Annotated in this window: 12 protein-coding genes; 10 read left to right on the top strand and 2 right to left on the bottom strand. The window is 71.7% G+C overall.

The features are described from left to right. Positions 1–82: 82 nt before the first annotated feature. The 7 genes from rsmD (at position 83) to mutM (ending at position 5,084) form a co-directional block, all read left to right on the top strand. Positions 83–670 (top strand): 16S rRNA (guanine(966)-N(2))-methyltransferase RsmD, encoded by a 588-nt coding sequence (gene rsmD / locus NX794_RS24215; protein WP_258780957.1) that lies wholly within the window; start codon positions 83–85, stop codon positions 668–670. A 26-nt stretch (positions 671–696) separates the two neighbouring features. Next, a complete protein-coding gene (coaD, locus tag NX794_RS24210; protein ID WP_258781006.1) occupies positions 697–1,176 on the top strand; it encodes a pantetheine-phosphate adenylyltransferase in 480 nt (159 codons plus the stop codon). Between the two features lie 57 nt (positions 1,177–1,233). Continuing rightward, positions 1,234–2,325, top strand: coding sequence for a DivIVA domain-containing protein (locus NX794_RS24205; RefSeq protein WP_258780956.1), 1,092 nt, complete (start codon positions 1,234–1,236; stop codon positions 2,323–2,325). 141 nt (positions 2,326–2,466) lie between these two features. Next, positions 2,467–3,120 carry a YceD family protein gene (locus tag NX794_RS24200; protein WP_258780955.1) on the top strand — a complete coding sequence of 218 codons (654 nt, stop codon included), beginning with the start codon at positions 2,467–2,469 and terminating at the stop codon, positions 3,118–3,120. A gap of 2 nt (positions 3,121–3,122) precedes the next feature. Continuing rightward, positions 3,123–3,296, top strand: coding sequence for a 50S ribosomal protein L32 (gene rpmF / locus NX794_RS24195; RefSeq protein WP_003951102.1), 174 nt, complete (start codon positions 3,123–3,125; stop codon positions 3,294–3,296). 8 nt (positions 3,297–3,304) lie between these two features. Beyond that, a complete protein-coding gene (gene rnc / locus NX794_RS24190) occupies positions 3,305–4,138 on the top strand; it encodes a ribonuclease III (RefSeq protein WP_258780953.1) in 834 nt (277 codons plus the stop codon). An 85-nt stretch (positions 4,139–4,223) separates the two neighbouring features. Next, positions 4,224–5,084, top strand: coding sequence for a bifunctional DNA-formamidopyrimidine glycosylase/DNA-(apurinic or apyrimidinic site) lyase (gene mutM / locus NX794_RS24185; RefSeq protein WP_258780951.1), 861 nt, complete (start codon positions 4,224–4,226; stop codon positions 5,082–5,084). Here the strand turns inward: mutM and NX794_RS24180 are convergent. Further along, positions 5,057–5,458, bottom strand: a complete 402-nt coding sequence (locus NX794_RS24180; protein ID WP_258780950.1) for a winged helix-turn-helix transcriptional regulator — start codon at positions 5,456–5,458, stop codon at positions 5,057–5,059. The two genes, mutM and NX794_RS24180, sit on opposite strands and share 28 nt — an antisense overlap. Positions 5,459–5,523: 65 nt before the next feature. Next, on the bottom strand, positions 5,524–6,585 hold the full coding sequence (locus tag NX794_RS24175; protein ID WP_258780949.1) for a CAP domain-containing protein: 1,062 nt from the start codon (positions 6,583–6,585) through the stop codon (positions 5,524–5,526). A 178-nt stretch (positions 6,586–6,763) separates the two neighbouring features. Here NX794_RS24175 and NX794_RS24170 point away from each other — a divergent pair, with 178 nt between their 5' ends. The 3 genes from NX794_RS24170 to smc all read left to right on the top strand — a co-directional run bounded on the left by NX794_RS24170 (position 6,764) and on the right by smc (position 11,499). After that, positions 6,764–7,045, top strand: coding sequence for an acylphosphatase (locus tag NX794_RS24170; RefSeq protein ID WP_258780948.1), 282 nt, complete (start codon positions 6,764–6,766; stop codon positions 7,043–7,045). A gap of 381 nt (positions 7,046–7,426) precedes the next feature. Further along, a complete protein-coding gene (locus NX794_RS24165) occupies positions 7,427–7,630 on the top strand; it encodes a hypothetical protein (RefSeq protein WP_258780946.1) in 204 nt (67 codons plus the stop codon). Positions 7,631–7,911: 281 nt separating this feature from the next. Continuing rightward, positions 7,912–11,499: a chromosome segregation protein SMC gene (gene smc, locus NX794_RS24160; protein WP_258780945.1), complete on the top strand. Its 3,588-nt coding sequence runs from the start codon at positions 7,912–7,914 to the stop codon at positions 11,497–11,499. The last annotated feature ends 160 nt before the right edge of the window (positions 11,500–11,659 follow it).

Raw genomic sequence — 11,659 nt, 5'->3', positions numbered from 1 at the left:
GCGCCCCGTACCGCCGCCTGCCAGACTGGCTCCGTAGAGCCGCACGAAGATCCCGAGAAGAACCCATGACGAAGGACCCAAGATGACCCGCGTGATCGCCGGCGTGGCCGGTGGACGCCGGCTGGCCGTCCCGCCAGGCACCGGCACCCGGCCCACCTCGGACCGCGCGCGCGAGGGACTCTTCTCCACCTGGCAGTCCCTGCTGGGCGGCCCCCTGGACGGCGAACGCGTCCTCGACCTCTACGCCGGCTCGGGCGCCGTCGGCCTGGAGGCCCTCTCCCGGGGTGCCGGCCACACCCTCCTGGTCGAGGCGGACGCCCGCGCGGCCAGGACCGTGCGGGACAACGTCCGGGGCCTCGGCCTCCCCGGCGCCGAGGTCAGAGCGGGCAAAGCGGAACAAGTCATCCGCACCGCGCCCCCCGCCGAGCCGTACGACCTCGTCTTCCTCGACCCCCCGTACGCCGTCACGGACGACGATCTCCGGGAGATCCTGCTCACACTCCGCACGCAGGGCTGGCTCGCCGAGGACGCCCTCGTCACCGTGGAGCGCAGCACCAGAGGCGGCCAATTCCCCTGGCCGGACGGCTTCGAGCCGCTCCGGTCCCGTCGTTACGGCGAGGGAACGTTTTGGTACGGTCGCGCCGCCGCTACGTGCGAAGACGCACGATGACCGGACCGGAGAGCGAGGGATCACAAGTGCGCCGCGCCGTCTGTCCCGGGTCGTTCGACCCGATCACCAACGGACATCTCGACATCATCGCCCGAGCCTCCCGCCTGTACGACGAGGTCTGGGTCGCGGTGATGATCAACCAGTCCAAGAAGGGCCTGTTCGAGATCGACGAGCGGATCGAGCTGATCCGCGACGTCACCTCCGAGTACGGCAACGTCCGCGTCGAGTCCTTCCACGGTCTCCTCGTCGACTTCTGCAAGCAGCGCGACATCCCCGCCATCGTCAAGGGCCTGCGCGCCGTCAGCGACTTCGACTACGAACTGCAGATGGCCCAGATGAACATCGGCCTCACCGGGGTCGAGACGCTCTTCGTGCCCACCAACCCCACCTACAGCTTCCTCTCCTCCTCCCTGGTCAAGGAGGTCGCGGCCTGGGGCGGCGACATCTCCCACCTGGTGCCGGCCCCGGTGCTGACGGCCCTGAACAAGCGCCTGCGCAAGGACTGATGGGGCTACAGTCGTCCCGTCCGTCTCCAACCCGGCTGTAGAGAGTGGCGAGCACAGGTGGACGTGCAGAAGAAGCTCGACGAGATCGTCTCCACGGTCACCGGCGCCCGGGCCATGCCCATGTCGGCGTCCTGCGTGATCAACCGCGCCGAGCTGCTCGCGTTGCTTGAGGAGGTGCGCCAGGCCCTGCCCGGCTCCCTCGCGCAGGCCCAGGAGCTGATCGGCGGCCGGGAGCAGCTGGTCGAGCAGGCCCGCCAGGAGGCCGAGCGGATCATCGAGACCGCGCACGCCGAACGCGGCTCGCTGGTCTCCGGCACCGAGGTCGCCCGCCGCTCCCAGAGCGAGGCCGACCGGATCCTCGCCGAGGCCCGCCAGGAGGCCGAGGAGGTCCGCGCCGAGGCCGACGACTACGTCGACTCCAAGCTCGCCAACTTCGAGGTCGTCCTCACCAAGACCCTCGGCTCGGTCGGCCGCGGCCGGGAGAAGCTGCTCGGCACCGGCCCCGGCCTCGACGAGAACGGCTACGAGGACGAGGACGCCCCCGAGCGCAGCCACGACCCGGAGACCCTGCGGCGCGACGCCGACCAGTACGTGGACGTCAAGCTCGGCGCCTTCGAGGCGGTCCTCGCCAAGACCCTGGAGGCCGTCGGCCGGGGCCGGCAGAAGCTGCACGGCCGGATCGCCACCGACGACCTCGGCGCCCTCGCCGACGACACCACGACCTTCCAGCACTCCAGCGACGCCGACTACCTGGCCGACCTCGCGGCCCTCGCCGACACCCCGGCCGAACGCCCCGCCGCCCAGCCCCGGCTGCCCGCGGAGCCCCCGGCGCAGCCGTCGTACGAACCGCAGCCCGCCTACGGCTACCAGCAGCAGCCGGACCCGTACGCGGCCTTCCCGCAGCAGACCGACTACGCGGCGCAGCAGGAGCCGTACGGCTACCAGCAGGCCGACCGGTACGCCTACCAGGCCTACGACGCCCAGCAGGCCGCCTACGACGTCCAGCAGGCGCAGCAGGCGCAGCAGAACCAGGCCCAGCAGGCGCAGCAGACCCAGCAGGGCTACGCCCTGGACGAGACCAGCCTCTTCGACACCGGCATGATCAGCGCCGAGCAGCTCAGGGCGTACGAACAGGGCCGGGGGCTGTAGCCGGCCGCCGGAGCCGTACCGGATTGGGCCGAGAGCGAAAGGTCCAGTATCCTGGCTCTTCGGTCGCGCGTATGCCCGCGATCACCGCTGCCCGGAACACCGAAGGGCGGCGTCCCCAGAGCTCGAAGATCGAAAGCAGGAATGGCCTCCAACGCGCGCCTCGACCACCGCAACCCCCTCGTGTTCGACACACACGAGCTGGGTCGGCGGCCAGGCGCGCTCCAGCGCCTGACCCGCACGATCGACGCCCCCGCCGATCTCGGCATCCAGGGGGTCATCGGAGTGCCGCTGGGCGCCCCGGTGGAGCTCGAACTCCGTCTTGAGTCGGTCATGGAAGGTGTGCTCGTCACAGGCACCGCCCGTGCACAGGCCGAGGGGGAGTGCGTAAGGTGTCTGGAGCCGGTCGGGCTGGAGCTCGAAGCGGACTTCCAGGAACTGTTCACGTACCCTGACGCCGACGACCGGGGCCGTGTGATCGCGGAACCGGGCGACGACGCCGAGGACGACGAGGACAGGTTCTTCCTAGAGGACGGACTTTTCGACCTCGAACCTCTGCTGCGCGATGCGGTGGTGCTCGCACTGCCGATGCAGCCGGTGTGCCAGGAAGACTGTCCGGGCCTGTGCTCCGAGTGCGGAGCGCGGCTCGCGGACGACCCGGACCACCAACACGACGCCACCGACATCCGTTGGGCGGCTTTGCAGGGACTCGCCGGTTCACTCGAAGACGGCGAGAAGGACGAGATGAGCGGCGGCGCGCCTCAGTCAGCACGCGCCGACGAGAAGCAGGAGAAGTAGCCGTGGCTGTTCCGAAGCGGAAGATGTCGCGCAGCAACACGCGCCACCGCCGGTCGCAGTGGAAGGCTGCGGTCCCCACCCTGGTTGCGTGCGAGCGCTGCCACGAGCCCAAGCAGCAGCACATCGCGTGCCCGTCTTGCGGCACCTACAACAAGCGCCAGGTCCTCGAAGTCTGAGCGGGCTGGTGAGAGGCACTGTGTCCAGTCCCAAGAAGGCGGAAGACGCCCAGGCGGATCTTCCCGCCAAGAAGAAATTGGACCACCAGGCCTCGTCCCACACGCTTCTGGAAGGGCGGCTCGGCTATCACGTCGAGTCCGCCCTTCTGGTGCGCGCGCTGACCCACCGTTCCTACGCGTACGAGAACGGCGGTCTGCCGACGAACGAGCGGCTGGAGTTCCTCGGGGACTCCGTGCTCGGCCTCGTCGTCACGGACACGCTGTACCGCACCCACCCCGACCTGCCCGAAGGCCAACTGGCCAAGTTGCGGGCCGCGGTGGTCAACTCGCGTGCGCTGGCGGAGGTCGGCCGTGGCCTCGACCTGGGCTCCTTCATCCGGCTCGGCCGCGGTGAAGAGGGCACGGGCGGCCGGGACAAGGCGTCCATCCTCGCCGACACCCTCGAAGCGGTGATCGGCGCGGTCTATCTCGACCGGGGCCTCGACGCGGCGTCCGAGCTGGTCCACCGGCTCTTCGACCCGCTGATCGAGAAGTCCTCCAACCTCGGAGCTGGCCTGGACTGGAAGACCAGTCTCCAGGAACTGACCGCGATCGAGGGGCTCGGCGTGCCCGAGTACCTGGTCACGGAGACCGGCCCCGACCACGAGAAGACCTTCACTGCTGCCGCCCGCGTCGGAGGCGTCTCGTACGGCACCGGCACCGGCCGCAGCAAGAAGGAGGCGGAACAGCAGGCAGCGGAGTCCGCGTGGCGTGCCATCAAGGCCGCTGCGGACGAGCGTGCCAGGACGGCGGCCGAGGAGCCGGCCGTCGCGGACGGCGACCCGTCGTCCGGCGCCGCCTGACCGGAGCAAGCAGTACCGAGCGCCCGCCCCGTCGTCGCCGAGGGGCGGGCGCTCGGTTCATCCACTGGTTCCCACGGGGGTCCTGATGCCCGAGTTGCCCGAGGTCGAGGTCGTCCGGCGCGGTCTGGCGCGCTGGGTCGCGCAGCGCACGGTCGCCGAGGTCGAGGTGCGCCACCCGCGCGCCGTCCGCCGGCACCTCGCGGGCCCCGACGACTTCGCGCACCGGCTGAGGGGCCACCACATCGGCACGCCCAGCCGGCGCGGCAAGTACCTGTGGCTGCCGCTGGAGGAGACGAACCAGTCCGTCCTCGCCCACCTCGGGATGAGCGGCCAACTGCTGGTGCAGCCGCACGAGGCGCCGGACGAGAAGCACCTGCGGATCCGGATGCGGTTCGCCGACTCCCTCGGCACCGAGCTGCGTTTCGTGGACCAACGCACCTTCGGCGGGCTGTCGTTGCACGACAACACCCCTGAGGGACTGCCCGACGTCATCGCGCACATCGCCCGCGACCCCCTCGACCCGCTCTTCGACGACGAGGCCTTCCACCAGGCGCTGCGCCGCAAGCGCAGCACCATCAAACGGGCCCTGCTGGACCAGTCGCTGATCAGCGGGGTCGGCAACATCTACGCCGACGAGGCGCTGTGGCGCGCCCGCCTCCACTACGAGCGCCCCACGGCCGGCTTCACCCGTCCCGTCACCGCGGAACTCCTCGGCCATGTGCGGGACGTGATGAACGCGGCCCTGTCCGTGGGCGGCACCAGCTTCGACAGCCTGTACGTCAACGTCAACGGCGAATCGGGCTACTTCGACCGGTCCCTGGACGCCTACGGCCGGGAGGGCGAGCCCTGCCGCCGGTGTGGCACCCCCATGCGGCGCCGGCCGTGGATGAACCGCTCCAGCTACTTCTGCCCGAAGTGTCAGCGGGCGCCGCGCGTCGCGTCGTAACGCTCGCGGGCGGCGAGTACGTCGTCCATCGCGCCCTCCACGCAGTGGATGAGCGCGAGCAGCCGCTCGGCGACCCGCCGGCCAAGGGGCGTCAGTTCGTAGTCCACGCGGGGCGGGTTGGTCGGCTGGGCCTCGCGGTGCACCAGGCCGTCGCGCTCCAGCGCGTGCAGGGTCTGGGACAGCATCTTCTCGCTCACGCCGTCGACCCGGCGGCGCAGCTCGTTGAAGCGCAGCGACCCCTCGTACAGCGCGCCGAGCGTGAGCCCGCCCCAGCGGCCGGTGACGTGCTCCAGGGTGCCGCGCGAGGGGCAGGCCTTGGCGAAGACGTCGTAGGCGAGGTCGTCGAGGTCGTCGAGGTCCGTGCTGGCGGTCATGGCATCAGAGTACGCGCACGCAGCGCTACCCTCTAGCGTGCACTAACTCGTGGTTAGCAGGTAGGTCAGTAGCCGAAGTCCTGGGTCCACCAGGGGCCGCCCGGGCCGAGGTGGACGCCGACGCCGAGGGTCTTGAAGTCGGGGTTCAGGATGTTGGCGCGGTGACCGGGGCTGTCCATCCAGGCCGCCACGACGTCCGCCGCGGCGGCCTGGCCGCGGGCTATGTTCTCGCCGCCGAGGTCGGTGACGCCTGCCTTCGCGGCCCGGTCCCAGGGGGTGGCGCCGTCCGGGTCGGTGTGGTCGAAGAAGTCCCGCGCGGCCATGTCGTCGCTGAACGCCTCCGCCAACCCGCTCAGCGAGGAGTTGGCCGCGAGCGGGGCGCGGCCGGCCTTCGCCCGCTCCACGTTGACGAGCCGGAGCACCTCCGCCGCGGCGACCGTCTCCTTCGACACCTGCGTCGGCGCGGCGGTCGCCGACGGTGGGTTGGCCGCCGTGTGGGAGGGGGCGGAGGGGGTCGCCTTCGGCGCGGGCGGGGTCGCCTTCGGTGCGGCCGTTCTGGACGGGGAGGGCGCCTTCGTCGCGGGCGTCCTGGCGGCGGAGGGGGACGCCGGTTCCGCGGGGGCGGTGGGGGAGTGCCCGGTGCTCGGGGCCGTCGGCGCGGGTGCGGTCGTCGTGTCCGCGCTGCCCGAGGTCCCGCCCTGCTCGCTGCTGGTGTTGCCGGGGGAGGCGGCCGACCGGGCCTGGCCGCCCCCGGTGGTGCTGCTGCCGCCGCCCAGCCGGTAGTGCTCCAGGCCCGGCACCACGCCCGTGGCCACCGCGACCGTGCCGAGCGCTACGGCGGCCGACACCCCGAGCAGGCCCGCGCGCACCCGGCGCCCGCCCCTCTTCCGGTGCCGGTGGGCGGTGTCGTGGCCCAGAGGGGCGCCGGTGCCCGCGGCCGGGGGCGTCGCGCTGTCATCGGCGAAGAGATGGCTGTCGTCGGCGAAGAGGTAGGCGTGCGCCCGCGCGTTGGCCTCGGCGTACGCCTCCGGGTTGAGATACGGCGCGATGCCCATCGGCGCCCGGTCACGCGGGGGCAGGTGCGGGGGGTCCTCGCCCGAACCGGCGGAGCGTCGGTGGCGTCCCATGTCCCTGCCCTCTTCCCTGCGCCTTCCTTGCGCGCGAACGACCGGCGCGTGCCTCCCCCTGGCCAGACCGGCTCACTCGATTGAGTGAGTTTCCTCTGAGATGTGTGGGAGCGGACGCTACCCCATGCCACCGGTACGCGATGTGCCCCGAGCGACACCGGCCGGTTAGGTTGCTGGCATGAGCGAGGATGTTCGACTGGTCGCCTGGGTGCGAGGACGCGTGCAGGGCGTGGGTTTCCGCTGGTTCACGCGGGCCAGGGCGCTGGAGATCGGCGGCCTGAGTGGTTTTGCTCTCAATCTGGCCGACGGCCGGGTCCAGGTGGTCGCGGAGGGACCGCGTAAGCACTGCGAGGGGCTGCTCGACTGGCTCCAGGGCGACGACACGCCCGGACATGTGGACGGTGTCACCGAGATCTGGGACACACCCCGCGGCGGCTACGACGGCTTCGCCATCCGCTGACCCCGCTCCCGCACCGACCCGCGGGCCGCGCCGCGCGGAGCCGCCGACGGCACCCGCGGAGGCGGAAACGGCCTGGTGGTTGCCAAGAACGACGGGGCGTGGCAGGCTCCGCAGGTACAGCTGATCGCCACGCCCCGAGGGCACCGGTTCCCGTCGCAGCGCCGCCGCTTTCCGGCCGCGCGCCCCGGTCCGCCCGCCAATACGGGGTGTGATCGTGTTGACCGTCAAACTTTTTGGTGAGACGCTGAAAGCCCCGCGCACCTTAGCTGTTTGGCATGTGGCAACAGCAGAGCAACACCCGGATGTGCCAAGCACGCGGGTGCGAATCCCTCACGACCTACACCGCATCGGTCGGTCACTCAGTGTGGAGGACCATCCATCATGGCAAAGGCGCTTCTCGGTTACGTCGGCGGCTCCGACCCTCGACTCCTCGCCGAGATGCGACGGCTGCAGCAGCGCGTGCAGGACCTGGAGTCCGAGCTGGTCCGGATCCAGCATGAGAACGACGCGCTGACGGCTGCCGCCTCTCAGGACAGGATCATGGAGAGCATCGACGCACACCAGGCGGAGCCTGCGCTCACCTGATCACCGCAACGCTCCACGACAGCGGTAGCAATGTTCGGGCTGCCCGAATCAACCGCTCAGTCGATCCAACCGCTCAGTTGATCCGGCGGCTGTGATCCAGCCGTCAGAGTTGCAAGGGACGCTTCGGCGTCCCTTCTTTCTTATCTTTCCCCCGCGCATCCTTTCACCCTCTTCAACGTCTGATGTGCCCCTCCCGTTCATCGGCGAAACCGTGCGGTTGCGAGTGTCCGTGGAGTGAGATAGCGGGAGTGAGATAGCGGGGGCGGGTAGAGTCCGGCGGCGTGCACCTCAAGGCCCTGACCCTCCGGGGGTTCAAGTCGTTCGCCTCCGCGACCACGCTCCGGTTCGAGCCGGGGATCACCTGTGTGGTCGGCCCGAACGGCTCGGGCAAGTCCAACGTCGTGGACGCGCTCAGCTGGGTCATGGGCGAACAGGGCGCCAAGTCGCTGCGCGGCGGCAAGATGGAAGACGTCATCTTCGCCGGCACCACCGGCCGCCCGCCACTCGGCCGGGCCGAGGTGTCGCTGACCATCGACAACTCCGACGGGGCGCTGCCCATCGAGTACGCCGAGGTCACCATCACGCGGATCATGTTCCGCAACGGCGGCAGCGAGTACCAGATCAACGGCGACACCTGCCGGCTGCTCGACATCCAGGAACTCCTCTCCGACTCCGGCATCGGCCGCGAGATGCACGTCATCGTCGGCCAGGGCCAGCTCGACTCCGTCCTGCACGCCGACCCGATGGGCCGCCGCGCTTTCATCGAGGAGGCCGCGGGCGTCCTCAAGCACCGCAAGCGCAAAGAGAAGGCGCTGCGCAAGCTCGACGCGATGCAGGCCAACCTCGCGCGCGTGCAGGACCTCACCGACGAACTGCGCCGCCAGCTCAAGCCGCTCGGCCGGCAGGCGGCGGTGGCGCGCCGGGCCGCCGTCATCCAGGCCGACCTGCGCGACGCCCGGCTGCGCCTGCTCGCCGACGACCTGGTACGGCTGCGCGAGGCGCTCTCGGCCGAGATCGCCGACGAGGCGGCCCTGAAGGAACGCAGGGAGGCCGCCGAGCGGGAACTCAAGACGACTCTGAACCGCGAGGCTCAACTGGAGGCCGAGGTACGGCAGCTCACGCCCCGCCTCCAGCGCGCCCAGCAGACCTGGTACGAGCTGTCCCAGCTGGCCGAGCGGGTGCGCGGCACGATCTCGCTGGCCGACGCCCGGGTCAGGAGCGCCACCTCCGCGCCCGCCGAGGAGCGGCGTGGCCGTGACCCGGAGGACCTGGAGCGCGAGGCCGCCCGCGTCCGCGAGCAGGAAGCCGAGCTGGAAGCCGCCCTGGAGGCCGCCCAGCACGCCCTGGACGACACGGTCGCCCACCGCGCCGACCTGGAAAGAGAACTCGCCGCTGAAGAACGCCGGCTGAAGGACGTTGCCCGTGCCATCGCCGACCGCCGCGAGGGCCTGGCCCGCCTGAACGGCCAGGTCAACGCGGCCCGCTCGCGCGCCGCCTCCGCACAGGCCGAGATCGACCGGCTGGCCGCGGCCCGCGACGAGGCCCAGGACCGCGCCGTCCGCGCCCAGGAGGAGTACGAGACGCTGCGGGCCGAGGTCGACGGCCTCGACGCCGACGACGCGGACCTGGCCGAGCGGCACGAGACGGCCAGACGACAGCTCGCCGAGGCCGACACCGCACTGAGCGCCGCCCGCGAGGCCCTCACCGCCGCCGAGCGCTCCCGCGCCGCCACCCAGGCCCGCCGCGACGCCCTCGCCCTCGGCCTGCGCCGCAAGGACGGCACCGGCATCCTGCTGGGCGCCCGGGACCGGCTCAGCGGAGTCCTCGGCCCCGCCGCCGAGCTGCTGACCGTGGCCCCGGGCCACGAGGCGGCCCTCGCGGCGGCCTTCGGCGCCGCCGCCGACGCCGTCGCCGTGACCACCCCGTCCTCGGCGGCGGAATCCCTCCGCCTCCTGCGCAAACAGGACGGAGGCCGAGCGTCCCTGCTGCTGACGCAGGCCCCGGAAGAAGCGCCCGCGACGGGCGCGGCCGGCCACGACACTCGTGCCCCCGGCGACACCCCCGTCCCCGCCCGCCCCGCCGCGCACCTCGTCACCGGCCCCCCGGAACTCATGCCCGCCGTCCGCCGCCTCCTGCGCGGCATCGTCGTCGTCGCCACCCTGGAGGACGCCGAGGAGCTGGTCCACGCCCGCCCGGACCTGACCGCCGTCACCGCCGAGGGCGACCTCCTGAGCGCCCACTTCGCGCACGGCGGGTCCGCAGGTGCCCCCAGCCTGCTGGAGGTGCGGGCCTCCGTGGACGAGGCCGCCGCCGAGCTGGAGGACCTGGCGGTGCGCTGCGAGGAACTGGCCGGACGGCAGCGCGCGGCGGCCGAGCGGCGTACCGAGGCCGCCGCCCTCGTGGAGCAGGCCGGCGAGCGGCGCCGCAGCGCCGACCGGGAGAAGTCGGCCGTGGCCCAGCAGCTCGGCCGCCTCGCCGGACAGGCGCGCGGCGCGGCCGGCGAGGCCGAGCGGTCGGCCGCCGCCGCCGCCCGCGCCCAGGAGGCGCTGGAGCGGGCCGTGGCGGAGGCCGAGGAACTGGCCGAGCGGCTGGCCGTGGCCGAGGAGACCCCGGTGGCGGAGGAGCCGGACACCTCCGTACGGGACCGGCTGGCCGCCGACGGCGCCAACGCCCGGCAGACCGAGATGGAGGCCCGCCTCCAGGTCCGTACGCACGAGGAGCGGGTCAAGGGCCTCGCCGGCCGCGCGGACTCCCTGGACCGGGCCGCCCGCGCCGAACGCGAGGCACGCGCGCGTGCCGAGCAGCGCCGGGCCCGGCTGCGCCACGAGGCCGCCGTCGCCGAGGCGGTCGCCTCCGGTGCCCGGCAACTGCTGGCGCACGTCGAGGTCTCCCTGACCCGCGCCGACCGCGAGCGCACCGCCGCCGAGGCCGCCAAGGCCCGCCGGGAGCAGGAGTTGACCGCCGCCCGCGCGGCCGGCCGCGACCTGAAGGCCGAGCTGGACAAGCTGACGGACTCGGTGCACCGCGGCGAGGTGCTCGGCGCCGAGAAACGGCTGCGGATCGAGCAGCTGGAGACCAGGGCGCTGGAGGAGCTGGGCGTCGAACCGGCGGGCCTCGTGGCGGAGTACGGGCCGCGCCAGCCGGTACCGCCCTCCCTCCCCGCCGACGGCGAGCGGGTGCCGGAGGACCCGGAGGACCCCCGCGACCAGCCGCGTCCCTTTGTCCGTGCCGAGCAGGAGAAGCGGCTCAGGGCGGCCGAGCGGGCGTACCAGCAGCTCGGCAAGGTCAACCCGCTTGCGCTGGAGGAGTTCGCGGCGCTGGAGGAGCGGCACAAGTTCCTGAGCGAGCAGCTGGAGGACCTGAAGAAGACCCGCGTGGACCTTCTTCAAGTGGTGAAGGAGGTCGACGAGCGGGTCGAGCAGGTCTTCACCGAGGCCTACCGGGACACGGCCCGCGAGTTCGAGGGCGTCTTCAGCCGCCTGTTCCCGGGCGGCGAGGGGCGGCTGGTGCTCACCGACCCCGGCAACATGCTCGCGACGGGCGTGGACGTCGAGGCGCGCCCACCGGGCAAGAAGGTGAAGCGGCTGTCCCTGCTCTCCGGCGGCGAGCGCTCGCTGACCGCCGTGGCGCTGCTGGTCTCCATCTTCAAGGCCCGGCCGAGCCCGTTCTACGTGATGGACGAGGTCGAGGCGGCGCTGGACGACACCAACCTCCAGCGGCTGATCCGGATCATGCAGGAGCTGCAGGAGGCCTCCCAGCTGATCGTGATCACGCACCAGAAGCGCACGATGGAGGTCGCCGACGCGCTCTACGGCGTGTCCATGCAAGGCGACGGGGTGTCGAAGGTCATCTCGCAGCGCCTCCGCTGACCCCTCATCAAGATCAACTCGATCTATATTCACTTCTTGAACGCGAAGCGTCCCCCACTATCTAAAAGCTCACAGTCGTTCACCTATTGACTTCGAAACTTGAAGGCATAGTCTCTGCAACGTTGTCTTTACCTTCAGGTGTGAGTGGTGTGAACCTGTG

This window comes from Streptomyces pyxinicus (assembly GCF_024753135.1).
Classification (GTDB): Bacteria; Actinomycetota; Actinomycetes; order Streptomycetales; family Streptomycetaceae; genus Streptomyces; species Streptomyces pyxinicus.
The sequence above is the reverse complement of the archived record's forward strand: the minus strand, read 5'-3'. Positions and strand labels throughout refer to the sequence as shown.

What these genes read in the sequence shown, in the direction of transcription:
- NX794_RS24170 (WP_258780948.1), top strand. Translation starts at nt 6,764, where the DNA reads ATGAGCGAGGATGTTCGACTGGTCGCCTGGGTGCGAGGACGCGTGCAG.
- rsmD (WP_258780957.1), top strand. Translation starts at nt 83, where the DNA reads ATGACCCGCGTGATCGCCGGCGTGGCCGGTGGACGCCGGCTGGCCGTC.
- NX794_RS24165 (WP_258780946.1), top strand. Translation starts at nt 7,427, where the DNA reads ATGGCAAAGGCGCTTCTCGGTTACGTCGGCGGCTCCGACCCTCGACTC.
- NX794_RS24175 (WP_258780949.1), bottom strand. Translation starts at nt 6,585, where the DNA reads ATGGGACGCCACCGACGCTCCGCCGGTTCGGGCGAGGACCCCCCGCAC.
- mutM (WP_258780951.1), top strand. Translation starts at nt 4,224, where the DNA reads ATGCCCGAGTTGCCCGAGGTCGAGGTCGTCCGGCGCGGTCTGGCGCGC.
- NX794_RS24180 (WP_258780950.1), bottom strand. Translation starts at nt 5,458, where the DNA reads ATGACCGCCAGCACGGACCTCGACGACCTCGACGACCTCGCCTACGAC.
- NX794_RS24200 (WP_258780955.1), top strand. Translation starts at nt 2,467, where the DNA reads ATGGCCTCCAACGCGCGCCTCGACCACCGCAACCCCCTCGTGTTCGAC.